We start from the raw sequence: 25998 nt of genomic DNA, 5'->3' as shown, positions 1-25998 counted from the left end.
GCTCACACAAAGTGTGAAGCGGTGGGGCGAACGCCGCGACAGACCGACGAAGTCGGTCACCTGTAGGATTGCGGGAGTGCGAAGCACGGAGCAATCCGTAGCTTATACAGTTTGTGGTACGATGTATCGTATGGCCGTTAGTGTATAAGCTCTTCGAAAACGCAGACAGGATCGTCACGCGCGTCGCATATGCAAATATTGATTTGCGAAGCCGATTTTGTTAGACTCAAAGAGTACGTTAAGAAACAACTGCAATCCGGCAGGCCTATTGTGGCAAATTCGCTGTGACAGGTATACTCTGGGATCTGTATTGTGGCAGCTGAACTCCGGAGGGCACCATAACTTATCAGCTGAAGACAACGTTCTTATATTTTTATCTATCGGAGGAATTGAAATGACGGAAATCCAGTCAAGAGGCAGCCAGGTATTTGACCTGAAATCTCTTCGTGAGGCGAAGAAGGCAAAAAGTCCTGATGGCCCCGTATGTACCTATACGACATTTGATTCTGAGGCGGACACAGCGAATCCGGAGCATCCGTTTCTCATACTGAGACAGCCGTCTGGGGAAAAACTGAAGCACCATGTTACAGGTAATTTCATGAATCCTTCGAGAAGGACAGGGTTTGAGTATAAGACCGGGGCCGGTCCGGAGTATACCGATATCCTCAGGGTGGACCGCAGGTTTGAACGGCTGATCAGATGGCTGGGAGAAAATCAGGTTCCGGTAAGGCTGTCCGGCTGTCAGATGGCGGATGGTTTCGGAATTTACAAGGTTCATGCGGTCAATTATTCGGGAAAGGTTGCCGCGGGCACGGACGGATTTCTGCAGATGACGATCGGACGGATTCTGGCGGGGAGATTTCAGGAGGAATCTGACCTGGAGGAGGAAGCGGAGGAACAGGAAGAGCAGGTAAAGCTGACGGACATTTCAAGCATGACGGATTTTCTGGCGTGTGCGGGAGCTGTCCTTCCGTCGAATATCCGGAGATGGGCACAGCGGAATCTGTCTCTGATCCGGACCAATACCATCAGCCAGGACGAGAGACGGCATGCGCAGCGTGCGCTTTCCATGATGCTGAATATTCAGTGGAAGGGCGCATGGTTTGAGTCGATCGATCCGAAGCGGGCCCGTGAAATTCTCGACGAGGAGCTGTACGGACTGGAAAAGGTGAAACAGAGAATCATTGAGACGATCATCCAGATCAACCGCACACACACTCTTCCTGCCTATGGACTCCTTCTGGCCGGTCCTGCCGGTGTGGGAAAATCGCAGATCGCCTATGCGGTCGCGAGGATCCTGAAACTTCCATGGGCATCACTGGATATGAGTGCGATAACGGATCCGGAGGCACTGACCGGAAGTCCGAGAGTTTACGCGAACGCGAAACCTGGGCTGATCATGGAGGCGTTCTCGAGAGCAGGCTCCGACAATGTTGTCTTCATCATCAATGAGCTGGATAAGGCAGATCAGGGGGATTCCGGCGCAAATCCTGCGGACGCTCTGCTGACACTTCTGGATAATTTGGGATATACCGACAACTACATCGAGTGCATGATTCCAACGGGAGGCGTCTATCCGATCGCGACGGCAAACGACAAGTCTCGGATCAGCGCTCCTCTGATGAGCCGATTCGCGGTTATCGATATTCCGGATTATACGCCGGAAGAAAAGAAGGTTATCTTCTCGAGATTTTCTCTTCCGAAGATCCTGAAACGGATGGGGATGAAGGCAGAAGAGTGCATCATTCCGGATGACGCGGTCGATGTCGTGATTGAGAAATTTGCCCGGATGCCCGGCTGCCGTGATCTGGAGCAGGCGGCGGAACATCTGGCGGCGAACGCCCTTTATCAGATTGAAACGGGGAACCTTGCGGGTGTCACCTTCACGCCGGAGATGGTGAGACAGATTCTCGGATGAGAGGTAGCACCCGGCGAGTAGTCTGCGTTTGCAGATTTCTTTGATGGTGAGACAGATTCTCGGATGAGAGGCAGCACGGCAGACACAACGGAAGACAGCGGAAGACTGCGGAGCAGCCGCAAATCGGTCCCGCGAGGCAAGAGGCGTAAGCTAGGAGTAAGTAACGTGTGCAAAGACTTATAACATCTTGATGTAAGTATATTTTCGCACAGTTTGAGCGGCAGGATAGTCGCAATATTCCGGGAAACACCGGCCGAAGTTTGATTTTCGGGTGACAATAAGGGTCTGAGGGTATATAATCGAACTCGTCAGGCAAAGCGGCGCAATGCAGCGGCGCGTGACAGTTATATAAGGCAGATCGCTGGTAGCGATCTTAGCAAAGGAGAGACGTACTATGGAAAAAGAAGAATTTTTAGCGGTTTATCGTCATTCACTCGCGCATATCCTTGCGAAGGCTGTCATTGAACTCTTCGGTAAAGAGAATGTACAGTATGCAATCGGTCCGCAGATTGAGAACGGACTGTATTACGATTTCGTACTTCCGAGGACGCTGAACAACGATGATTACAAGACCATCGAAGACAAGATGCATGAGGTGATACGGAGAAGAGAACCGTGGACACGGAAGGTTGTATCCAAAGCGGAGGCGCTTGAAATTTTCAAGGATCAGAAGTTCAAGACAGAACTGATCGAGGAGCTTCCGGAAGACGAAACCATCACCCTGTACTATACCGGCGATGATTACGTTGACCTGTGCAGAGGACCTCACGTAGAGAACTCCCAGGAGCTGATGAATGTCGCTTTCGAGGTTCGCTCCATTTCCGGCGCGTATTGGAGAGGTGATGAGAACAGGGATCAGCTTCAGAGAATATATGTCACCGCATTTCCGGACAAACAGCAGCTCAAGGAGTATAAAAAGCTCCTGCGCGAGGCCGCGGAGCGCGATCACAAGAAGCTCGGACCGCAGCTTGAACTGTTTATGTTCGACGAGAGCGCTCCCGGAATGCCTTACTGGCTTCCCCGCGGCTGGAAGATGTTCAACGCTCTTCTGAATTTCTGGAGAGGAATTCATGAGGATCACGGATATCAGGAGATTTCCGGACCGGTTCTCAGCAACTCCAGACTCTGGCAGACTTCCGGTCACTGGGGCCACTATAAAGAGAATATGTTCATCATCCCGGGTGTCAAGGAGGATGAGAGCGATTACTATGCGTGCAAGCCGATGAACTGCCCGAACGCGATTCTGGTGTACAAGAAGCATCTGCGCTCTTACAGAGATCTTCCGTTCCGCATCAATCAGGTAGATGTCATCCACAGAAAAGAAAAATCCGGAGAACTGAACGGTCTTTTCCGTGTTCAGATGTTCCGTCAGGATGACGCGCATATCCTTGTGGCTGAGGAGCAGATCGCTTCTGAAATCAAGGATATCATGAGCATCGCGACACAGATCTACGGAACCTTCGGATTGACCTACAAGGCTGAACTTTCCACCAGACCGGATGATTATATGGGTGACATCAAGGTATGGGACAAAGCCGAGAAGGATCTGAAGGATATTCTGGACGATGTATACGGACCGGGCAACTATGAGGTGAACGAGGGCGACGGAGCATTCTACGGACCGAAGATCGATCTTAAGATGAAAGATGCTCTCGGAAGAGAATGGCAGATGGGCACCATCCAGCTGGACTTCCAGCTTCCGCTGAATTTTGATATGAAGTACGCGGCACAGGACGGCTCCGTAAAGCAGCCGGTAATGATTCACCGCGCGATCTTCGGATCGATGGAGCGTTTCATCGGTATTCTGATCGAAAACTACAAGGGAGCTTTCCCGTTCTGGCTGAGCCCGTATCAGGTGGCTGTTGTTCCGATCCGTCCGGAGCATAACGACTACGCGAAGAAGGTTGTAAACGCCCTCAAGAACGCGGGTATCCGTGTAGAGGTTGATTACGCGGACAAGAACATGAACGAGAAGATCAAGACCTACAAGACCTTCAAGGATCCGTATATCGTTGTTGTCGGCGACCAGGAGGCATCTTCGGATACCGTATCCATTACGGTTCGCGGTCAGAAGCAGCAGCTTCACAATGTACCGCTGGATCAGCTTGTTGCCATGTGCACGAAGATGGACAGAGAGCATCTGAAGGAGCTGATTGATACAGCAGAATGATGATGAACCCATGCGGCTGCTGCAGATCCATTCTGCGGCAGCCGCTTTCGGTTTTCCCGTTCCGATTACAGAAAGAGAGTGTGCAGATATGCAGTTCAAAGATAAGAAATTAGACCGCAACGCGCCATGCTGGTGCGGAAGCGGAAAGAAGTATAAACATTGCCATATGGATTTTGATGAAAAAATCCGTGAATTTGAAGTAAAGGGATTTATCGTTCCCGAAAGAAAGCTGATCAAGACACCGGAGCAGGTCGAGGGAATCAAGGCCAGCGCGAAAATCAACATCGCAGTGCTCGACGAGGTTGCGTCCAGAATAAAGATCGGTATGAGTACCGAGGAGATTGACCGGATCGTGTATGATACGACTACAAAGATGGGCGGAATCCCCGCACCGTTGAATTATGAGGGGTTCCCGAAGAGCGTGTGTACCTCGATTAATGAGGAGGTGTGTCACGGCATTCCCTCTCCGGATGTTATCCTGAAGGACGGAGACATCATCAACGTAGATGTTTCCACCATTTATCATGGCTATTTTTCGGATTCCTCCCGCATGTTCTGCATGGGGAACGTATCATCGGAGAAGAAAAAGCTTGTGGATGTCACGAAGGAATGTGTCGAGATCGGCATTAAGAACGTGAAGCCGTGGACGTGTCTTGGGGACATGGGAAATGCGGTTCATCAGCATGCGGTGGAGAATGGCTACAGCGTTGTGCGTGAAATCGGAGGCCACGGGTGCGGAATTGAATTCCATGAGGATCCATGGGTGAGCTACGTCAGTGTTCCGGGGACGGAGATGCTGATGGTACCGGGTATGTGCTTCACAATTGAGCCAATGGTGAATATGGGCCGCGATGATATTTTCCAGGATGAGGAAAACGGCTGGACGATCTATACCGAGGACGGTCTTCCGTCCGCGCAGTGGGAGGTACAGGTGCTTGTGACAGAGGACGGATGCGAGGTCATTGCGTACTGAGGCCTTCGGATGAAGAACTCTTTGGACCGTCGGTGCGAGGATGCGGTAATGCTCTGAAAACTACACGTATTTTGGGTTGAGGAATTCTTTAGCTTGTCGGTTCGAGGGCGGATGCGGTGGCATTCCGGTAGATTTGGTAGAGATGAAGAGGTTTTTGCTGCTCTGTGATAAGGCAGTAAAGGAAGTGTGCAGGGGGATATGATGGATACTGTGGGGAAAAAGAAAAAGGTGCCCCATTCTGCAACGGGATGGTTCGCGTACGGGCTGCGCAACGGAATTCCGATCTGTATGGGTTATTTTGCCGTTTCGTTCGCACTGGGAATCTCGGCTAGAAACGCCGGAATGAACAGTGTGCAGTCTTTTGTGATGTCGCTGACGATGGTGGCGTCTGCAGGACAGTTCGCGGCGATTAATCTGATCGCCGCGGGCGCGGGCATCTTTGAGATGATCACGACGTCAGTCATTGTCAATCTCCGGTATTTTCTCATGAGCTGCTCGCTCACACAGAAGCTTGATCCGAAGAGCAGCCCCCTGCACAGGTTTCTCCTGGCCTACTGTATGACGGATGAGATCTTTGGACTGTCCGTCTCTGTGGACGGCTTCCTCGATCCGCGGTATACCTACGGGATTACTGCCGTTTCGGTTACGGGCTGGTGTGCGGGGACGGTTCTCGGCGTGCTGATGGGGAATATCCTGCCGGCCTGGGCTTCCAATGCGCTCGGTGTCGCCATGTACGGGATGTTCCTTGCGATCATTATTCCGCCGGCGAAGAAAAATCATTTTATCGGCGGTCTGGTAGCTGTATCGATGCTTGCAAGCTGGCTGTTTTCCGTGATTCCGGGACTTGACGATATCTCCTCCGGCTTCCGGGTCATTATTCTGACCATTGTTATTGCGGGAATCGCGGCGGCATTGCGTCCGCGAGAAGAGGTAGAGGAATCTGCAGAGAAGGGAGAGGTGAACTGAGATGTCAGAAAACATATATCTTTCTCTGCTGATCATGGCACTGACCATTTATGCCATCCGGCTTCTGCCGTTTCTGTTCATCCGGAAACCGATCCGCAGCAGGTGGTTCCGGTCCTTTCTTTATTATGTCCCGTATGTGACTCTGGCGGTGATGACCTTTCCGGCCATTCTCACGGCCACCAATCACGTTGCGGCAGGCGCGGCGGCATTGATTGTCGGGCTGATTGTGGCGTGGATCACAGAAGATCTTTTCGCAGTGGCGATCAGCTGTTGTGCGGTTGTGTTTTTGGTCGGACTGATTCTGTGAGCAGTTCATCGAGAGTCCTTCCATATGAAGGAAGAAATTCGTTCACGAAGTCGGTTACCTCCGGCATTTCAGCGGCGAGATGACGGATGGATTCTTCAGTGGTTGATTTCGCTGTCCGGAATTCCCGGTTGCCGGAATTCTCCTCCTCGATACATTTGATGAGCGCGGAGATTTTATCGGCGGCCTTGACCAGACGGCGCATATAGTGCTCTTCTTCCGTGCTCTCTGCATGGAAAATCTCTTCAAAGGCGGGACGGAGATCATCCGGAAGTTCATCGAGCAGACGGTTTTCGGAGTCCGCCTCCACTTCCTTATAGGCTGTTTTCAGCTTCTGATTCGCGTATTTCACAGGCGTAGGCATATCACCGGTTATAATTTCCGACGCATCGTGGTACAGGCCGCAGAGTGCGGCCTTTTCTGCGTTCAGATGTCTCCCGTATCTTACATTTCCTATGACGCAGAGCGCGTGAGAGATCATGGCGACGTCAAGGGAATGCTCGCTGAGGTTTTCCGGTCTGGAATTGCGCATGAGCGCCCATCTTTCAATATATTTCATTCTTGAGATCGTGGCAAAAAAATTGTGCTGCATATAAGCGTCCTTTCTGTATGGAAATAATCCTTCGATCGACCGGAGGTTTAATGAAAGGGGCAGTGCCCGTTGGCGTATGCGTACGGTGTCTTATGGTGTTTGCGGACAAGCATCCTTCTTGCATTAAAACAGGAACTATATTACTATGGAACATGCGGGAAGCCGGCCGTGTGAACCGAGCGGAGGCAACCGCAGCGCATAAATCTGTATCTTACAACTCCGGGAGTGACCTATGAAGTTCAACAAAAACATCCTGAAAAACCGTTGGGCATCCAATGCGCTGGCAATCAGCATCGGCGTTTTTGTATATTTGTTTTTTTCGCATCTTGATGTGGTTGGCAGAGGCATCGCTGCCTTCTTCGGTTTTATCAATCCGGTAATTATCGCGCTGATTATCGCGTATGTCATGGATCCGCTGACCAAGGTATTCGAACACTACGTGTTCCGGCGGATGCGCAGGGAGACAGCCCGGAGAAATCTGGCCGTTGTCTGTACGATCCTGATTATTCTGGCCGGATTTGTGTTCCTGATGGTGGCATTGATCCCGCAGATTGTAAACAGCATAATTACTTTCTTCAATAATGTCAATGTATATGCGGATGAGATTCGAACGCTCCTCGCGAATCTGCAGGAGAAGGCAGCCGGATCAAGGTTTGATTTTTCCAAGATTCTCAACGGCGGTCAGGCGCTTTTGGATACCATAGTGGGGAAAATCCCATCTAATGTAGACAGCATCATCAATACGTCGTTTTCGATCGGCAGAAACATCATGACCTGGGTGATTGCCGTGATCATGTCGATCTATTTTCTTGCGGACAAGAGCAGGCTTCAGGCGGGGTTCGGAAAGCTGATGCACGCGATTCTCTCAGAACGGATGTTCCAGAGCTCCTGTAAATTCTGGAATCACTGCAATACAATCATGATCCGTTATATCGTTGGAGAACTTCTGGACGCGCTGATCATCGGAGTTTCAAACTTTGTGTTTTTCCTGATTGCGGGTCTGCCCTATAATCTTTTGATTTCCGTGGTGGTGGGAGTGACAAATCTGGCGCCGACCTTCGGACCGATCGTCGGCGGGGTTGTCGGCGCGTTTATCCTTGTGCTGAACAATCCATGGCACGCTCTGTGGTTTATCATTTTTACAATTATTCTGCAGACAATTGACGGTTATGTCATCAAGCCAAAGCTTTTTGGCAACACGCTGGGTGTCTCATCGGTGTGGATTCTCGTCTGCATTATTGTCGGAGGAAGAATGTTCGGCGTACCCGGAATACTTCTGGCAATTCCGTTCGCGGCAATTTCGGATTATGTATACAACAATTATATTCTGGTGGTACTGGAAAACCGGAAGAGCAAGAAACGTGACAGGGAGCGGGCACAGGCAGAAAAAAACGGCCATGAGGCTGGCCGGAATGAAAGCGCGGAACCGGCGTCAGAGAGAAGAGAGGAAGCGGCGGACGAGAGAGGCGCAGAACCCAAATAAAGCACTGCCTTGATGGGAGGCAGTGCTTCGGATAGATATTAGAGGTGGGTGATGAGGCCACCTCTCATTTGAGGAGGCGGGGCGTGTGATGGGCACGTCCCATTTAGTTATGATGGGTATACATTCCCAAATGTCTGTTGCTGCACACTGCGTGTCCGCAGTCCTTCGTAAGGCCGGCGGATTGGACTGCCGCGCATTTTTTCTGGAATGCAGATTTTCTCCGGCTCCCTGCCCGGAGAGGTCCGGGAGCCGGTGCGGAGGGATCTGCATTCCCCGCTTAGGATAATGCACGGCAGCGCCAAAGCGGCCGCGATGTCCGTGGCGTTCCGGACATCACAATTTTGAAAGGATTTTGTATGCAGCGCAGTTAGTGATTACTAACTGCGGTTAATACAATATCACAACAAGTTAGAAATGTCAAACATTTTTTAAATAAATTATCGGATTTTTTGGACCAGATTCAGTCCTTGGATTTTCCGAAGTGGAAGAGCCCCTTTTTCTCGAAAGGTTCCGTCCGGCATCCTTTATAGTGATAACCGGTTTCCTCGATACATTCCTTCAGCAGACTGCTGTCAATTTCATCATCTGTCAGGAAGGTGGCAGTGTTCTTGATATGAGAGGCGGAAACCTTCTTTGCGCGGGGAAAAGTCTTGCGTATGACATCGCAGATATGAGCTTCACACATACCGCAGCTCATGCCTTCAATGGATGCTGTAGTCTTATACATTTTGTTCTCCTTTCCATGCTTCCATGCAGTTAACTGCAATTAACATATATTATAGCATTTGAACAGTTATGGTCAAGCGGAAAGGAGAACGTTCTTGTCTCAGGATTCAGCTGCTGCCTTGTTCTGCGTCTCTTTCAGGATTTCATTGTACCTGGACATTGCCTTGAAGGTTTCCTCGCTGATGTCATGTTCGACCTTGCAGGCGTCAGTCCTTGCAATTTCGGGAGAAACGCCGATGGCGGTAAAAAAGTCGGTGAGCATCTTGTGGCGGCTGTAAATGCGGTCCGCAATCTCCATGCCGCTGTCGGTCAGAGTAATGAAGCCGGAATGATCCATGGTGATAAATCCGTTTTCACGCAGACGCTTGGTCGCGTAGCTGACGCTGGGCTTGGTTACGCCGAGATGATCGGCGATGTCAATGGAACGGATATATCCGTGCTGTTCCTTCATCATTAGCATTGCTTCAAGATAATCTTCCGCTGATTTCTGTATGGTCATAATTATTTACCTGCTTTCCTGTAAATCCATGATAGGAGAACGTGTCATGATTGTATATTGGTGATCGCAAAGCGTCCGCGAAAAGTAAATATCATGAGAACGTATCTGATATAAATCAATTGAACTTGTTATCCATAAGCGTTAAATACTTAAATGCTTATACGAAACAGATTATCATTATTCCTGTATTATTTCAAGACACTTTTTAATTCATGTTAGAATAATTAAACATTAGTTTGCGATAAATGTGATTTTCGAATTGCATAAAATTAAAAGCCAAACAAGATCAATGCGTGTTGAAGGTCACACGCATATACCGGGGGTCATGCCGACCAGCAGCCGCGTTTTGACCCTGTAATACCGTGCAGGGCACACGCATGTACCGGGGGTACGTGTGCCCTGCATCGGGCGCCCACGATCCGTTAAGTGTGCTTGTTCGTAACAAATGATACGGAAGAAAACATAAATATATGATATATTGTTTCCGCATTCAGGCAGAGGGCAGTGAGCATAGAGGGCGCGGAATGCCCGTCTGCCGGTGTTGAGAACGGAGGTAATTGCGATGGCAGTAATGATGGGATGTCAGGGAAGAGATAAGACTCCGACAATCACGGAGAAAAAATGTCCGAGGTGCGGACATCTGATTGAGATGTTCTCCACAGATACAGAAGTAAAGTGTGAGAACTGCGGGTTTGTCGTGTATAATGATGCGCTGAGCTGTGTGCAGTGGTGTGCGTACGCAAAGCAGTGCGTCGGCGAGGAAGCTTATGAGCAGCTGATGGCCGTCGCGAAGAAGCAGAAGGAGAGAAGAGAGGCGGAGGCAAATAAATGATCCGGAAAATTGTACATATAGATGAAGAAAAATGTAACGGCTGCGGTCTCTGTGCGAAAGCGTGTCATGAAGGCGCAATTGAGATGGTGAACGGAAAAGCACACCTGATCAGTGACAGCTACTGCGATGGGTTCGGGGACTGTCTCCCGGAATGTCCGGCGGGGGCGATCACGATCACTGAGAGAGAAGCAGAAGAGTATGACAGAGAAGCAGTCAAGGAGAGAATGAAAATGAGACAGGAAGAAACAGAGTTCCACGGATGTCCTGGAAGCAGGCTTCGGATGATCAACCGGGATAACGTGTCTGACGAGGGAGAAGAAGGAGGAAAAACACGTCCTTCCGAAGCTTTCGGAAATGAGGCAGGCGACAGCCGCCGCGCGGCTGAACCAGTCAGCTGCCTGACGACATGGCCAGTTCAGCTTCGGCTGGTTCCCGTAGTCGCTCCGTTTTTCAGCGGAGCAAAGCTTCTGATTGCGGCAGACTGCACGGCTTATGCCTACGCGCGTTTTCATGAGGATTTTATCAGAAATCATGTCGTTCTCGTAGGCTGTCCGAAGCTTGACCCGTTGGACTACACAGACAAGCTTCAGGCAATTATCGAGCGGAATGACATCAAGAGTGTCACTATCGTGCGGATGGAAGTCCCGTGCTGCGGAGGACTGCAGTATGCGGCGGAGAACGCATTGAAAAACAGCGGAAAATTCCTTCCGTGGAACGTTGTGACCATCGGTATCGACGGAAGAATCGTCGAAGATTAATAGTTTTTGCCGGAACTGATCCTGTTGAGATCCCCGCACAGATGCAGTGTTCTTCATCTGTGCGGGGATTCTGGCTTTCTGCGCCTGCGTAAGGGGGTGCGGCTTTCTTGTGTCTGCGCGGGGATCTTCATCTGTGCGGGGATTCTGGCTTTCTGCGCCTGCGTAAGGAGGTACGTTTTTTGCAGCTGCTCCGGGATTTTGCCCTTGACATTACCATGAAAAACAATTAGACTGTTCTTGCTGAGATGATATATATCTAACAACAGTAAGACTGTTCTACCTTATGCGCAGATACAGCCGTGAAGGACCTGCCCGTATGTGGCATATGCACCAGCAGGCCCGATGTCAGCAATGACAGCAAAATGAGTAGCGGAAGGAGGAACTGATATGCTTCCATTAACATTTGCATCAGAGGGAGACTGGGTTATTGTCAGAAAGGTCAGTGGTGCCGCCGAAACAAAGAAACACCTGGAGGATCTGGGGTTTGTGGTCGGCGCTGAGATTCAGGTCATTTCTTCGCACGGCGGGAATCTGATCATCAAGATCAAGGATTCCTCGCTTGCACTCGTCAAGGAAATGGCTTCGCGGATCATGGTTTCCGCGGCATGAGCGACAAGTCGGGAAGGAAGAACAGAAATACTATCAGGAGGAACAGATGAAGACACTGAGAGACATTGGAGTCGGTGAGACTTCAACCGTGGTGAAGATACACGGCGAGGGAAAAACAAAGAGAAGAATCATGGACATGGGGATTACCAAGGGAACCGAGATTTACGTCCGGAAGGTGGCACCCCTCGGAGATCCGGTAGAGATCACTGTGAGAGGATATGAACTTTCTCTTCGAAAGGCAGACGCAGATATTCTTGAGATGGCATGATTGCCGTCCGGGAGAATGCGTTTTTTTATGGACATAAAGTTAGTCCAGACTTACATTTGTTAAAAGAGACTCTTTCACGGGTGACGGATCACAGTATACGTGATGGGTCACGAATACAAATGCAGCAGGTAAAACATAGAGCAACACATTAAATATAAAACGAGTAACAGGAGGAAGGACATGGCAATCAAGATTGCGCTTGCAGGCAATCCGAACTGCGGAAAAACAACGCTGTTCAATGATCTGACCGGAAGCACGCAGTATGTGGGTAACTGGCCGGGAGTAACCGTTGAGAAGAAGGAAGGAAAGCTGAGAGGAAACCGGGATGTTATCATTCAGGACCTTCCGGGTATTTATTCGCTCTCTCCGTATTCGCTTGAGGAAGTGGTATCCAGGAATTACTTGGTTGAAGAAAAGCCGGATGCGATTCTGAACATTATCGATGCTACCAATATTGAGCGAAATCTGTATCTGACAACACAGCTTCTGGAGATCGGCATTCCGTCTGTAATCGCTCTGAATATGATGGATCTTGTCAGAAAAAACGGCGACAAGATCAACATGAAAAAGCTTTCGGCGGAGCTTGGCTGTGACGTCGTGGAAATGAGTGCCCTTAAGGGCGAGGGAAGCAGGGAGGCAGCGGAAAAATGTCTTGAAGTTGTCCGATCCGGAAAAAGAGCGGTTATCCCTCAGATCTACACCGGTAAGGTACAGGAGGCGCTGGAGTCCATCAAGGCACTGATCCGCGGTACGGTTGATGATACAAACCTCGAGTGGTATGCGGTAAAGCTTTTTGAGAGAGATGAGAAGGCTATCGAGAAGATCAGCCTGAGCAATTCCGTGAAGGACGAAATTGAGAAGATCGTCTCAAAAACAGAGGCGGACGAGGATGACGATGCGGAATCCATCATCACCAACGCCAGATACACCTATATCCAGAATGTCATATCCAAGTCTGTTGTTAAGGGAAGACAAAAGGGCGCGCTGACCATTTCCGACAAAATTGACCGCATTGTAACAAACCGCTGGGCGGCCATTCCGATTTTCATCGGAATCATGTGGCTGGTATACGATATCGCAGTAGGATCGCATGTCTGGTCTATTGGTACCGTTATGACGGACTGGACCAACGATGTACTTTTCGGAACCTGGATCAACAACGGCGTTACCGCTGCTCTGACTTCAGCAAATTGCGCGCCATGGCTCCAGGGACTGATCGTTGACGGTATCATAGGAGGTGTCGGAACGGTTCTCGGATTTGTTCCGCAGATGGCGGTTCTGTTCCTGTTTGTTTCGATTCTGGAGGACTCCGGATATATGGCTCGTGTTGCTTTTATCATGGACCGTATTTTCCGCAGATTCGGACTTTCCGGAAAATCCTTCATTCCGATGCTTGTCGGAACCGGTTGCGGCGTACCCGCAATCATGGCCTCCAGAACCATCGAGAATGAGAAAGACAGACGGATGACGATCATGCTCGCAACCTTCCTTCCGTGCGGCGCGAAGATGGAAATCGTAGCGATCATGTCCTCAACTTTCTTCCCGGGTAATTCCCTGATTCCGACTTCCATGTATTTCCTCGGAATCGCAATTGTTGTAATTTCCGGTATCTGCCTGAAGAAGGTCGGCTATTTTGCAGGAGATCCGGCACCCTTCGTCATGGAGCTTCCTGCATATCATGTTCCGTCCATCAAAGGTGTTCTGATCCATGTGTGGGAGAGAGTAAAAGCATACATGATCAAGGCCGGAACGATTATCTTCATCGCCTGCGCGGCACTGTGGTTCCTGATGAACTTCAACGGATCCGGTTACACTGCGGACGTTGAGCAGTCCTTCCTGAAATATATCGGTGAGGGAATTGCTGTGATCTTCCGTCCGCTCGGTTTTGGCAACTGGAGAGCCGCTGTCGCATCTGTGTCCGCAGAGCTGGCAAAGGAGCAGGCTCCGGCAACACTGGCGCTTTTGGCACATGCGGCAAGCGACGGCGAGGTGGATGTGCAGAACGCGATCTTCTCGATGTTCAACGGAAACAAGCTTGCCGGACTTTCCTTCATGCTGTTCAATATCTTTGATGCTCCTTGCCTTGTGGCAATCGCAACAGCGTTCCGTGAGCAGGGCACAAGAAAATGGGGCTGGATCACCTTCGGCTTCCAGATGGCTGTCGGCTACTGCTTCTCCCTGATTGTCTATAACATCGGACTGCTGGTGACGGGCGGCGTATTTACGGCCGCGACTGTGGCAGCGATCCTGATCGTAGCGTTCGTAATCTGGGCGCTGTTCCGCAGACCGTCAAGGAAATATACCGGAGAACGGGCAATGGCATAACACGCAGATTGCTAAATGATTAATATGTGAAAAAAGTTCCGCAGCGCTGCTGTCAGCTTGAAACGGGGCGGGAAAGTGCCAGAATCTGGTATCTGCCTGCCGGAAGAGGATGACAGAGGGTCTGCGGAATATTTGTCTGTTGAAGTGCTGAAAATTTAGTGTTTGATATGAAGTGTTGTAAATTTAGAGTTTGATATTGACAATAATGGTTAAAGGTATTAAACTCTGAAATGAACAGGAGGTGTGACCATGGCAGGAACAATTCTTATACTTGCACTTGTTGTCGCTGCAGTTGTTTTTGCGCTCAGATATACATTGAAGCATCCGGATTCCTGTGAGGGATGCGGCAGCAGCTGCTCCTGCGGAGGAAGCTGCAGCATAAAGACTTCCGGTGGACGAAAGCACGGAAGAAAGAACCGCGAAGGAGATCATGCCGCGAACTATATGGAAGACAGGAGTTTTCGAGACCAGGCTCTGGAGAACATCTGGAACGAGACAAGGACCGACGTCCGGAAGTGCTGAGATCAGAGCTTAGTTCAGAAGGGCAGCGAACATGGATACCGCTGCTGCCGGGCAGTACTGGCCGCAGATAGCGCCGAAGCGGATCATCAGTTAAACAGTCGTGAGGTAAAAAAGATAAAAACTGCCCGCTTGAGGACGGTTTAATTCGAAAAAGAGAGTGCCACTAAACAAGTGACACTCTCTTTTTCGATTTTTGCCTGGAGAAGTCCGGCTGCAGTCTTACGCGCCGATGTTATTCATCGTCGCGTTTCTGTTGTTCTTGCGGATCCGCTCATATTCCAGCTCATCCTCGATGGAGACGCTGCATTCACCATCAACGAAGTACTCTTTGTACCAGAGCAGGAACATGTATACCACCCAGATGTGGCGTGCGTAATCCTCTTTGCCCTCCTTATGGGCGTCCAGAATCCTGACGAGTTCGTCAGTGTGGAAGAATTTCTCAGCAATATCGCTCGTAAATTCTTTCTTTACAATATTGTAGTACTTGTCCTGACGCAGCCATACACGGATCGGAACCGGGAAGCCAAGCTTCTTTTTCTTCGCCTGCGCATCTGACAGGTAGCGGTGAGCTGCCTCGCGGAAGCAGACTTTTGTGTTGTCGTCGGTGACCTTCTCGGAGAGCGGGATGTTCTTCGCGAGATTAAAGACCTCTCTGTCGAGGAAGGGAACGCGGCTCTCGATGGAATGAGCCATGCTCATTTTGTCCGCCTTCAGCAGGATATCGCCGATCAGCCAGAAATTAAGGTCGATATACTGCATCTTCTCGGTGTCCTTGAGGTTTTTCACCTTGTCGTAGAAAGGCTTTGTGAGAGTGTACGGCGCAGAACCGGCACTCGGGTATTTCAGAACCTTGTTTCTCAGCTTCATATCGTAGACGTTGGCATTTCCGATGAATCGCTCCTCGACATCCTTGGAACCGCGGATGACGAAGCTCTTTCCCTTCGGGTGACCGGGGATTTTTTCCGCTACGGCGGCAATTCCACGGCGCAGTGCCTTCGGGAGCTTCTGGTAGCCGGCAAGAGACATGGGCTCATGGTAAATTGTGTATCCGCCGAACAGCTCATCGGATCCCTCTCCGGAGAGGATTACCTTGACATCCTTCGCAGCCTCGCGGTCCACAAAATAGAGGGCGGAGGCAGAGGCGTCCGCCAGGGGCTCGTCCATGAAGTACTGAATTCTGGGAAGCTCTTTCCAGTATTCCTCTGTGGAGATCACCTTGCTGTGGTTTTCGATCCCGAGCGTTTTTGAGAGCTCCTGCGCATAGGGGATCTCGTTGTATTTCTCGTAATCAAATCCAACCGTGTAGGTGCGTGAGCCGTGGAAATGACAGGCCACATAGCTGGAATCTACGCCGCTCGAGAGAAGAGAGGCTACTTCCACGTCGCTGACCATATGATAGCGGATCGAATCCTGCATGGTCTCGTCGATCTGATCGACCAGCTTCGCGTGGTCGACGGGATCCTTCGAGGGAGTCAGCATCGGATCAAAGTAGCGGGTGATCGTTTTGCTGCCGTTTTTCCAGATCATGTAATGTCCCGGCATCAGCTTGAAGACACCCTTGAAGAAGGTTTCCGGGAGGACGGAGTATTCGAAGGAGAGATACTGCTCCAGAGCCTTGAGATTAACTTCCTTCTGATAGAGCGGGTATTCCAGTATACTCTTGATCTCAGATGCGTAGATGATGTTTCCGTTAATTTCTGTATAATAAAGAGGTTTAATGCCAAACATATCTCTGGCGGCGAACATTTCCTTCTTCTTAGTGTCCCACAGAACGAAAGCAAACATGCCTCTGAGGCGGTCGAGCATCGAGGTGCCCCACTGTTCATAGCCGTGGAGGAGAACCTCTGTGTCGGAGCTGCTGGTAAAGATGTGACCGCTCGCCTGCAGTTCCTTCTTCAGCTCCTTGTAATTGTAGATTTCGCCGTTAAAGGTACATACGAGGGTGCGGTCTTCGTTGTACATAGGCTGGGTTCCGGCATCTGTCAGATCAATGATGGAGAGACGTCGGTGTCCCATGGCGATATCCGGGCCGATATACTGGCCTCCGCCGTCCGGGCCCCGGTGTATCATCCGGTTCATCATATTTGTCAGAATTGGTTTCTGCTCTACATCAGTTCCGGTAAATCCGCAGATTCCACACATATATTTATTCCTTTCTTTTATCTCTTATAGCAGACCTTCACCACGGAGACGTGCCGCGCGGGTGTCCCCGGGAACCAATCTATTATAAGACAGCTTAAGAACAGGGGCAAGATAGTAAAATTAATAAGGAAAAATCGAGAAGGAAAAATGAAGAAGAATAAGACGGCATAAGAGGCGGGGCAGGGTAGCAGAATTAATAAGAAGAAATCGAGAAGGGAAAATAAAGAAGAATAAGGCGGCATAAGAGGCGGGGCAGGATAATAAAACTTATTAGGAAGAGATTGGAGTCGAAATCATGCCAAACAAGAAGAGATTGGAGTCGAAATCATGCAGAAGAAATGGAAGAGGATCCGGCCTGTGTCTCGTACGCAGTCACGGATAATAGACAGATTTTGCATAGATGGGTTCAGCCGAATGATCGGAAAACAGATAAAAACAGGGTAACAGTTTTTTTGAAGTGGGAAAACAGGGAGGATTTTGAGACATAAACGTGAGTTTGTCCGATGGACGGAAAACGGTTTGAAGCATATAATCCAAGAGAAATGATAAGGAGGAGACAATATCATGGCATCTACACTTGGTTACGTTAAGCATGCAGCAGAGCGTAAGGCTGTTGAAGTTGTAATCGATGGTTTATTAAAGAGCGCAAAGAATAGTAAAGATAAAAGACAGACCTACCTGACCTTCATGGGATGGGCAGAGAAGTTTTTTGGAAATAAGGCTTTTTCTGAGGAAAAGGTGGAAGCCGTAAAGAAGGCGATTCAGGATCCGGACAATAAATGGATGAAATTCATTGACCAGATCATTGATGAGACCAATCCGCAGTTTGCCAAGATGACACTGCTGAATCTTGGATATGAAGCATTCCTTCGCGGCACGAAGACAATCCGTGCAAACCGCGAGAAGTATAACTGCAATATTCCGTGGCTGATCCTGTTTGATCCGACCTCCGCGTGCAATATGCACTGTGAGGGATGTTGGTCCGGCACATATGGCCACAAGAACAACCTGTCCTTTGAGGACATGGACAAGATCATCACACAGGGCAAGGAGCTTGGCGTATACCTGTATCTGATGACCGGCGGAGAACCGATGGTCCGTAAGAAAGATATCCTGAAGCTGATGGAGAAGCATCATGACTGCTATTTCGCAGCCTTCTCCAATTCTACCCTGATCGATGAGGATCTGGTGAAGGAGATCGCGCGTCTGGGCAATATGACCTTCTTCCTTTCTATCGAGGGAACACCGGATACGAATGACGCAAGACGAGGCGAGGGTCATTACGCGGCAGTTATGAAGGCGATGGATCTTCTGCATGAGTACGGAATTCTCTTTGGTACATCGATCTGCTATACTAAGGCAAACATCGATGCGGTTACGAGCGATGACTTCTTCCATCTTCTGGAGGAGAAGGGCGCTAAGTTCGGATTCTATTTCCACTATATGCCGACCGGTCAGAACGCGGTACCGGCACTGCTGCCGACTCCGGAGCAGAGAGAGTATATGATCAACAGAATCCGCTACATTCGTTCCGCGGAGTGTCCGATTCAGTTCTATCCGATGGATTTCCAGAACGACGGAGAGTATGTAGGCGGATGTATCGCGGGCGGAAGAAACTACTTCCATATTAATGCAAGCGGAGACGCAGAGCCCTGCGTATTTATCCACTACTCCAATACGAACATTCATGACAACTCCATTCTGGAGATGCTTCAGAGCCCGCTGTTTATGGCATATCACGAGGGACAGCCGTTCAACCGCAACCATCTTCGTCCCTGCCCGATGCTTGAGAACCCGAAGCTGCTTCGTGAGATGGTGAAGGAGACGGGAGCACACCAGACCAACGAGGAGGCACCGGAATCCGCAGAGGAGCTCTGTGAGAAGTGTGACGATTACGCTAAGAACTGGGCACCGGTTGCAGACCGTATCTGGGCGAGCGAGAAACACAAGAAGCCGACCTACGAGAACTACACCAAGGAAAAGAGAGAGCATCCGGAGCTTGCGGCATTTGAGCATGCTGCTAACGAATAATGGATCCTGTCCGTCTGGAATCTATCCGGCAGTTTAACTGTCAGTCAGATACATTAAATTTTATAAATGGACGAATCCGGGGCTGCCCTGCGAAGAAATTCGCAAGGCAGCCCCTTTTACTGTATAAGTCCAGTCGCAATGTTCTTGGCCCACGGGGAGCTTGCTCACCAGTGGGCAAGAACATTAGCGACGACAACAGGTATGAGCACGAAGTGACGCGTAAGCGGCACGGAAGTGCGAATATGCGCGAGCAGTGAGCCACATCCGCTCACACAAAGTGTGAAGCGGTGGGGCGAACGCCGCGACAGACCGACGAAGTCGGTCACCTGTTAGCGGCACGGAAGCTGCGAAGCAGCGAAGTGACGCGGGGACTTATACTGTGTGTGGCACGACTTATCGCATGGTGGTTTATTGTATAAGCATTGCGAGGTGAAATGTTCGTGAAAAAGTGATAAAATCATAATATATACAGAAAAAAGGGAGGGTGCAGCATGTTAAAGGATTTCGTGAAGACAGTTCCGCCTGAGAGGGAGGAGATCAAAGAGGAACTTAAAACGGCGCGGGAGCAGCTTGCCGGCTATCAGCTGAAGATCAAGGAGGCAAAGCTTCCGGTCATGGTGATTTTTGAGGGCTGGGGTGCCGCCGGAAAGGGGAGCGTGATCGGCAAGGTGATCCGGAACATTGATCCCCGGTTTTTCAAGGTCAAAAATTTTGCGGCGCCGACTGCCGATGAGAAAAGGTATCCGTTCCTCTATCGGTATCTGCTCGAGATCCCGGAGGCGGGAAAATTTACTTTTTTTGATACCTACTGGCTGGAGGAAGTCGCAAACGGGGTGATGTCCGGAGAAATGAGCGAAGAGGAGTACAAGCAGAAAATTCACAGCATCAACACGACGGAGCGGTCGCTTCACGACAATGGATATCTGATTTTGAAGTTTTTCTTCCAGATCGGCAGGAAGGAGCAGAAGAAACGGCTGGAGGCACTCGCGGCGGACAAGAATACCCGCTGGCGGGTAAACGGTGAGGATCGGAAGGAGAACAGAAATTACGGAAAATGCCTGGAGGTGTATGACCGCTTTCTGGAGGATACCAACCGTTCTGTCGCGCCCTGGTATATCATCGACGCGGATGACAAGAAATGGGCGGAGCTTCAGGTTCTGCGGTTCCTGAATCAGGGCATTGACACGGCACTGAAAAATCAGGCACTGGCGGCTCCGATTCTGCAGAACCCATTCCCCCTGAAGCAGATGCCGAAGCTTGCGGACATTTCCCTGAAGGACAAGACGATGTCTGAGGAGACGTATCGGGAGGAGCTCAGCAGACTTCAGAAGGAACTGAACCATCTGCATTACGAGCTTTACCGCAAGAAGATACCGGTGATCATCGCCTATGAGGGCTGGGACGCGGCAGGGAAGGGAGGCAACATCAAGAGAGTTGCGGGAGCTCTCGATCCGCGGGGATATGAGGTGCATCCGATCGCAAGTCCGGAGCCTCACGAGAAGGCGAGACATTTTCTGTGGCGATTCTGGACCAGACTCCCGAAGACCGGCCATATCGCGATTTTTGACCGGACCTGGTATGGAAGAGTCATGGTGGAGCGGCTAGAGGGCTTCTGCTCTGAGAACGACTGGCAGCGGGCCTATAATGAGATTAATGAGTTTGAAAAGGAACTGACGGACTGGGGAGCGGTTGTGATCAAGTTCTGGGTGCAGATTGACAACGAGACTCAGCTCGAGCGGTTCACGGAACGGCAGAACACGCCGGAAAAGCAATGGAAGATCACGGATGAGGACTGGAGAAACCGGGACAAATGGGATTTGTATGAAGGAGCGGTAAATGAGATGATCCGGAAGACGAGCACGACCTTTGCGCCCTGGTACATTCTGGAATCTGATGATAAGAAATATGCCCGTATCAAGGCGCTGCGGATTGTGATTAAGCGAATCCGGGAGGCGTGCGGAGAGAAATAACCTCATGCCCGGCTGCCCCGGCACGCTTTGTAACGCGTGCCGGACTTGCAGAACTGGGGAACAGCAAGAGCTATTCACCGGCTGCCCGGCACACGTTGCTCCGCGTGCCGGACGGCGGTGATGAAAACGGAGCAATCCGTGGCTTGTACAGTTTGTGGCAGGATGCATTGTATGGCGTTTTAGTTTTTGCAGACGGTCCGGAATTACTTTGCGGGCTGGACGCCGGTGATGTCACGGCAGATCTCGCTGGCGATCAGAAGGCCGGCAGCCGGGGGAACAAACGGAGAACTGCCCGGAATATCCCTGCGGTCCGTACATTTGCGGGCAGTTCCGGGAGGACAGATGCAGTTTGTGCGGCAGCTGATCGACATGTCTTCGAGAGGACGCGTCGGTTTTTCCGTGGAAAAGACTACCTTGAGCTTTTTCACCCTGCGCTTTCGCATCTCGTGGCGCATCACCTTCGCCAAGGGATCCATGGTGGTCTTGTAGATGTCGGCGACCTGGAGTTTCGAGGGGTCAAGCTTATTGCCTGCTCCCATGCAGCTGATCACGGGTACGCCGGCTTTTTTTGCCTGCATGATGATTTCTACCTTGGCGGTGACGGTATCTACGCAGTCTACGACATAATCGTACTGGGAGAAATCAAACTGGTCCGCGGTCTCCGGCAGATAGAAGCACTTGTAAAGGGAGACATTCACATGTGGATTGATATCGAGAATCCTTTCCTTTGTCACATCTACCTTGTACTTTCCAACGGTCCGCCTTGTAGCGACAAGCTGGCGGTTTACATTTGTGAGACAGACCTTGTCGTCGTCTACGAGATCAACGGCGCCAAGTCCCGCACGGACAAGACCTTCTACGACATATCCGCCGACTCCTCCGATTCCGAATACAATGACCCGGGAGTCCTGTAATTTTTTTATTCCGTCCTCGCCCAGAAGAAGCTGGGTTCGCGAAAACTGATTCAGCATAATGGTTCACCTTTTCTGATTTTTTCTTAAATATATCAGACGCAGATTGCATTACGTAATCCGTTCTAAAAATATATTTCGTTGTTGCTTCATTGACATATCTTATAATAATCGTGAGGGAATATCAACAATTTACAAATTTCTGATAATCGGTGACGCGCAGGGCAAAGGTAGAACTTTCTTCGCCTTATCCGTTAAGTGTGAAGTACAAGGACATGCTGAAAAATAAGTATAAAAGAAAAAATAGTACTGGATTTTTTGTGAGAAGTCTGCTAGAATGAGTACATCAAATGCAAAGAGGCATTTCCTGTAGAAGGAAGTGCCTCTTTTTTTGTCTAAATTCATCTTTTGAATGTAAATGAACTGGAAGCCGTCTTCAGGAGGTATAAATGATGGATAATTTTCTCGCTTATGACAACCTTTTATATTCTCTGTATACTGCGATTGATTTTGAGGATCTTAAGGGAAAGCTGCTCTGTCATCTTGAGGAGCTGATTCCGCATCAGTATTCGAGTATCCTGCTGATTGATCCAAATTACAGCAGAAAGGGCGGAAGTCTGAAGGTATCCGAGTTTTTCTGTAAACCGAGTGAGTTTATGGAGGCGGAGAAAACCTACATGGAGAAATATCCGGAGGCAATGAACCGCAGACTGAATATCTCAAGAGAAACCGTATCGGTGCGTGAGAGCAGCCTGATGCCGGAGGCGGAACGCCTTCATTCGAAGGTGTACCAGGAATGTTACCGGAGATTTGACATCTACGATACACTTCAGCTTTCCATCGCGAGCGGCGATGATCTTCTGGCTGTTCTCACTCTCTTCCGCACCAGAGCGGCGGGAGCTTTTGCGGATGAAGATGTGTACCTGCTGAAGGCGCTGAGCAAGCATCTGAACACGATTTTCTACAAGCATTGCAGGGAGAGGGACACGGCGGCTTCTGTGAGCGGCGCGGTGGAGACGATCACGAAGAAGGTTCATATGACGCCGAAGGAGACGGAGATTCTGACACTGATCTTTCTCACAAAATCCAATCTCGAGATCTGCGACGAGCTCGGAATCAAGGAACATACCCTCCAGAAGCATTTTCAGAACATATACCGAAAACTGAATATTTCCTCGAGATGGGAGCTTCTCCGGTTTGCACATGATGGAGCCCAGGGCCTGGGAATGGGACAGGCAAGCTGACGACTGCATGGACGGCTGCGCCGGATGGCAAGGACGTGACGGAAAAATGAATATTCCGGTACACATTGATGTGGGTTTGTGTTAGAATTGTGAGTAAAGCAATCAACTAATAACACAAATCCACATGTTGTTGTATAAGCTCTTCGAAAACGAAGATAGAGCTCGTCGCACGCGAAGTGTGCGTGATTCTGGATGCGATAAGCAATTGGAGACTGGCGATGAGAATTCATTTTTATAGAAACTGCACAATGAAGCTGGAATATGGAGGAAAGGTATTCCTGGTCGATCCGATGTTCCGGGCACATGGGGTCACCCATCAGCTGAAGACGACGCATTACCCGGAAAAACCGCCGCTGACAGACCTTCCGGAAGCACCGGAGGAAATTATGAAGGGCGTGAAGGCGGTTCTGCTGACACACGTCCATCCCGGACATATTGATCAGGAGGCCGCGGACTGTATCCCGAAGGATATGCCTTTTTACACACAGAATCTGAACGACAAGGATCTGGTGCGAAACTACGGAATGAGCAAGACGCAGACCATCAATATGACGCTCAGCACACATTATGAGGATGTGGACATCATTCGTGTAGCGGGCAGGCATGGCGACGGAAAGATTCAGCATGTGCTGAATACCATGCAGAATTCAAGCGGTATCGTACTCCGTAAGGAGGGCGAAAAGACGGTCTACATCACCGGCGATACCGTGTGGTGCAGGGGCGTCCGTGAGGGCATTGGCTATCACCCGGATGTGATTATCGCATATCTTGGGCATGCCCACGGGGAAGGAATGCACATTACGATGGGAACAGAGGATCTTGAGAAGATTCAGAGTGCAGCTCCCTATGCAAAAATTGTGTGCGTTCACATGGAAACCTTTGAAAATCAGGAGTTGACGCGGGATGCCCTGCGCGCGTATGCGATGCAGAGAGGCTTCCTGGATCAGCTGATCATTCCGGAGAACGGAGACACAATCGAATTCTCCTGATCATCTGCTTGTGCGCATGCGCCGTAGCAGGAGGATAAGACGGGCAAACCACGTTTTGTTTTGCCCGTAGATTGGCGGATGAGGGAATGCCAACTGCTCGCCCACTCAGAGCCAGTGCGTTCCCATCCACAATTTCCGCTCACAAAACGAAAGAATTATATTTATGAAGAAAAATTATAAGATGCTGGTCAGCTATGACGGCACCCGCTATTACGGATGGGAGCACCAGCCCAATCAGGAAATGACGATACAGGGGAAGCTGGAAACGGTTCTTTCTAGGATGGTCGGGGCGCCGGCAGATAAACCGGTGACAGTGATCGGAGCCGGACGGACGGATGCAGGCGTGCACGCGAGAGCAATGACGGCGAATGTGCTGCTGGATACGGATATGACAGAGCAGGAGATTCAGGAATACATGAACCGTTATCTGCCGGAAGACATCAGTGTCAATGAACTGAAAATCTGCGCAGACCGTTTTCACAGCAGATTCAAGGCGATTGGAAAGACTTACTGCTATACATGCTGGTACGACCCGCGGGGCGCGAAGCCTGTTTTTGACAGAAGGTATGTGACCGTGCTGGACAGAATGCCGGATCTGGAGCGGATGAGAGAGGCAGCGGATATCCTTTCAGGGATGCATGACTTCAGAAGCTTCTGCGGCAATTCTCATATGAAGAAATCCACCATACGCGTGGTGGATTCAATAGAGATCCGGCAGAAAGGCCCGTATCTGCGCTTTGTGTATCATGGGAACGGCTTTCTCCAGAACATGGTTCGGATCATGACGGGAACTCTTCTTGAGGTCGGATACGGAAAAAGGTCTGCTGGGAGCATGCGGGAACTTCTGGATGCAAGAGATCGGAAGCTCGCGGGGCCGACGGCGCCCGCGCAGGGGCTTTGCATGATGGAGGTGCAGTACTGACCCTATCGATCTGATCAGCCTTATCCGTCATGCATAAAAAGAATCTGAAAGACAGAATACTGGCCGGCTATAGAGCAGTGCACAGGCTGGATATAGGCTGGGTATACCCGGAATGAGGAAACCCGGGAAACCCGGAAACCGGAATTAACGCGGTTACAGCTTGACATTTATTTTCAGGAACGATATAATAAGCCGGCATGGCAAAAGTGAAAGGCGTTCGTGCGCCTTTTTTCCATGTAATGACTGAATAAGAAGCAGCCGTAGAAAAACAAGGAGGAAATTAAAGGAATGCCTACATTTAACCAGTTAGTTAAGAAGGGCCGCCAGACTTCCGTAAAGAAGTCCAACGCACCGGCATTGCAGAGAAGCTTCAACTCTCTGACAAAGAAATCCGTAAACCAGTCTTCTCCTCAGAAGCGTGGTGTCTGCACAGCAGTTAAGACCGCTACGCCGAAGAAGCCGAACTCAGCGCTTAGAAAAATCGCCAGAGTACGTCTTTCCAACGGTATCGAGGTTACAAGCTATATTCCTGGAGAGGGACATAACCTTCAGGAGCACAGCGTTGTGCTGATCCGTGGAGGAAGAGTTAAGGACCTGCCAGGTACCAGATATCACATCATCCGTGGTACTCTCGATACTGCAGGTGTTGCCAACAGAAAGCAGGCCCGTTCCAAATACGGCGCCAAGAAGCCGAAGAAGTAATACAAAAGCAACCAGGATAAGAATTCATTATCTCACTAAAGTTTTATGGTTTTGTGTAACGGTATTTCGACAACCTCTGCGGCTGCAGGTTGGATAGAAAAATTACCGGTACAGACACATTCGTACCATACCAGATGTGAGT

23 protein-coding genes are annotated in these 25998 nt (G+C 50.0%); 18 read left to right on the top strand and 5 right to left on the bottom strand.

From position 1 onward, the window contains the following. Window positions 1-394: 394 nt before the first annotated feature. The 5 genes from ACTQ3A_RS04320 (at window position 395) to ACTQ3A_RS04300 (ending at window position 6334) form a co-directional block, all read left to right on the top strand. Entirely contained in the window at window positions 395-1918 is a 1524-nt protein-coding gene (locus ACTQ3A_RS04320; protein ID WP_441100819.1) for an AAA family ATPase, read from the top strand. Between the two features lie 394 nt (window positions 1919-2312). Then, window positions 2313-4088 (top strand): threonine--tRNA ligase, encoded by a 1776-nt coding sequence (gene thrS / locus ACTQ3A_RS04315; RefSeq protein ID WP_441494144.1) that lies wholly within the window; start codon window positions 2313-2315, stop codon window positions 4086-4088. A gap of 88 nt (window positions 4089-4176) precedes the next feature. Further along, window positions 4177-5061, top strand: coding sequence for a methionyl aminopeptidase (locus ACTQ3A_RS04310; protein WP_441494147.1), 885 nt, complete (start codon window positions 4177-4179; stop codon window positions 5059-5061). A 288-nt stretch (window positions 5062-5349) separates the two neighbouring features. Further along, window positions 5350-6027 carry an AzlC family ABC transporter permease gene (locus ACTQ3A_RS04305; RefSeq protein WP_441495251.1) on the top strand — a complete coding sequence of 226 codons (678 nt, stop codon included), beginning with the start codon at window positions 5350-5352 and terminating at the stop codon, window positions 6025-6027. 1 nt (window position 6028) lies between these two features. Continuing rightward, entirely contained in the window at window positions 6029-6334 is a 306-nt protein-coding gene (locus tag ACTQ3A_RS04300) for an AzlD domain-containing protein (protein ID WP_441494143.1), read from the top strand. Here the strand turns inward: ACTQ3A_RS04300 and yfbR are convergent. Continuing rightward, the gene (yfbR, locus tag ACTQ3A_RS04295) at window positions 6291-6923 is read right to left on the bottom strand and encodes a 5'-deoxynucleotidase (RefSeq protein ID WP_441494142.1); all 633 of its coding nucleotides are present in this window, start codon (window positions 6921-6923) and stop codon (window positions 6291-6293) included. The two genes, ACTQ3A_RS04300 and yfbR, sit on opposite strands and share 44 nt — an antisense overlap. Before the next feature lie 232 nt (window positions 6924-7155). On the opposite strand from yfbR, the gene ACTQ3A_RS04290 reads away from it, so the two are divergent. Then, a complete protein-coding gene (locus ACTQ3A_RS04290) occupies window positions 7156-8406 on the top strand; it encodes an AI-2E family transporter (protein WP_441494141.1) in 1251 nt (416 codons plus the stop codon). Window positions 8407-8866: 460 nt separating this feature from the next. On the opposite strand, the gene ACTQ3A_RS04285 is transcribed toward ACTQ3A_RS04290, so the two are convergent. Both ACTQ3A_RS04285 and ACTQ3A_RS04280 read right to left on the bottom strand, forming a co-directional pair. After that, entirely contained in the window at window positions 8867-9133 is a 267-nt protein-coding gene (locus ACTQ3A_RS04285; RefSeq protein ID WP_441100756.1) for a heavy-metal-associated domain-containing protein, read from the bottom strand. Window positions 9134-9232: 99 nt separating this feature from the next. Beyond that, a complete protein-coding gene (locus tag ACTQ3A_RS04280; RefSeq protein WP_441100755.1) occupies window positions 9233-9631 on the bottom strand; it encodes a metal-dependent transcriptional regulator in 399 nt (132 codons plus the stop codon). Between the two features lie 562 nt (window positions 9632-10193). On the opposite strand from ACTQ3A_RS04280, the gene ACTQ3A_RS04275 reads away from it, so the two are divergent. The 6 genes from ACTQ3A_RS04275 (at window position 10194) to ACTQ3A_RS04250 (ending at window position 14945) form a co-directional block, all read left to right on the top strand. Further along, window positions 10194-10463 (top strand): hypothetical protein, encoded by a 270-nt coding sequence (locus ACTQ3A_RS04275; protein WP_441100754.1) that lies wholly within the window; start codon window positions 10194-10196, stop codon window positions 10461-10463. Beyond that, on the top strand, window positions 10460-11221 hold the full coding sequence (locus ACTQ3A_RS04270) for an ATP-binding protein (RefSeq protein WP_441494140.1): 762 nt from the start codon (window positions 10460-10462) through the stop codon (window positions 11219-11221). Before ACTQ3A_RS04275 ends, ACTQ3A_RS04270 begins: the two co-directional genes overlap by 4 nt. 387 nt (window positions 11222-11608) lie before the next feature. Further along, window positions 11609-11830, top strand: coding sequence for a FeoA family protein (locus tag ACTQ3A_RS04265; RefSeq protein ID WP_441100752.1), 222 nt, complete (start codon window positions 11609-11611; stop codon window positions 11828-11830). Window positions 11831-11876: 46 nt separating this feature from the next. Continuing rightward, window positions 11877-12098 carry a FeoA family protein gene (locus ACTQ3A_RS04260; protein WP_441100751.1) on the top strand — a complete coding sequence of 74 codons (222 nt, stop codon included), beginning with the start codon at window positions 11877-11879 and terminating at the stop codon, window positions 12096-12098. A gap of 180 nt (window positions 12099-12278) precedes the next feature. After that, the gene (gene feoB / locus ACTQ3A_RS04255; protein ID WP_441100750.1) at window positions 12279-14423 is read left to right on the top strand and encodes a ferrous iron transport protein B; all 2145 of its coding nucleotides are present in this window, start codon (window positions 12279-12281) and stop codon (window positions 14421-14423) included. Between the two features lie 249 nt (window positions 14424-14672). Then, window positions 14673-14945 (top strand): FeoB-associated Cys-rich membrane protein, encoded by a 273-nt coding sequence (locus ACTQ3A_RS04250; RefSeq protein ID WP_441100749.1) that lies wholly within the window; start codon window positions 14673-14675, stop codon window positions 14943-14945. 219 nt (window positions 14946-15164) lie between these two features. Here the strand turns inward: ACTQ3A_RS04250 and asnB are convergent, their stop codons facing one another. Continuing rightward, on the bottom strand, window positions 15165-17087 hold the full coding sequence (gene asnB / locus ACTQ3A_RS04245) for an asparagine synthase (glutamine-hydrolyzing) (protein WP_441100748.1): 1923 nt from the start codon (window positions 17085-17087) through the stop codon (window positions 15165-15167). A 564-nt stretch (window positions 17088-17651) separates the two neighbouring features. Between asnB and ACTQ3A_RS04240 the strand changes: the two genes are divergently transcribed. Continuing rightward, entirely contained in the window at window positions 17652-19118 is a 1467-nt protein-coding gene (locus ACTQ3A_RS04240) for a radical SAM protein (protein WP_441100747.1), read from the top strand. 491 nt (window positions 19119-19609) lie between these two features. Continuing rightward, window positions 19610-21088, top strand: a complete 1479-nt coding sequence (gene pap, locus ACTQ3A_RS04235) for a polyphosphate:AMP phosphotransferase (RefSeq protein WP_441494139.1) — start codon at window positions 19610-19612, stop codon at window positions 21086-21088. Window positions 21089-21291: 203 nt separating this feature from the next. Here pap and ACTQ3A_RS04230 read toward each other — a convergent pair whose 3' ends face one another. Then, window positions 21292-22059, bottom strand: a complete 768-nt coding sequence (locus tag ACTQ3A_RS04230; RefSeq protein WP_441494138.1) for a tRNA threonylcarbamoyladenosine dehydratase — start codon at window positions 22057-22059, stop codon at window positions 21292-21294. 389 nt (window positions 22060-22448) lie between these two features. On the opposite strand from ACTQ3A_RS04230, the gene ACTQ3A_RS04225 reads away from it, so the two are divergent. The 4 genes from ACTQ3A_RS04225 (at window position 22449) to rpsL (ending at window position 25856) form a co-directional block, all read left to right on the top strand. Further along, a complete protein-coding gene (locus ACTQ3A_RS04225) occupies window positions 22449-23243 on the top strand; it encodes a helix-turn-helix transcriptional regulator (protein ID WP_441100744.1) in 795 nt (264 codons plus the stop codon). A 248-nt stretch (window positions 23244-23491) separates the two neighbouring features. After that, window positions 23492-24232, top strand: a complete 741-nt coding sequence (locus ACTQ3A_RS04220; protein ID WP_441495250.1) for an MBL fold metallo-hydrolase — start codon at window positions 23492-23494, stop codon at window positions 24230-24232. Between the two features lie 163 nt (window positions 24233-24395). Next, window positions 24396-25154, top strand: a complete 759-nt coding sequence (gene truA, locus ACTQ3A_RS04215) for a tRNA pseudouridine(38-40) synthase TruA (RefSeq protein WP_441494136.1) — start codon at window positions 24396-24398, stop codon at window positions 25152-25154. Window positions 25155-25442: 288 nt separating this feature from the next. Next, complete coding sequence (rpsL, locus tag ACTQ3A_RS04210) at window positions 25443-25856, top strand: 30S ribosomal protein S12 (protein ID WP_441100741.1); 414 nt, start codon at window positions 25443-25445, stop codon at window positions 25854-25856. Window positions 25857-25998: the final 142 nt, after the last annotated feature.

This window comes from Bilifractor sp. LCP21S3_F8 (assembly GCF_052117805.1).
In the GTDB taxonomy this organism is placed as follows: Bacteria; Bacillota; Clostridia; order Lachnospirales; family Lachnospiraceae; genus Bilifractor.
The sequence above is the reverse complement of the archived record's forward strand: the minus strand, read 5'-3'. Positions and strand labels throughout refer to the sequence as shown.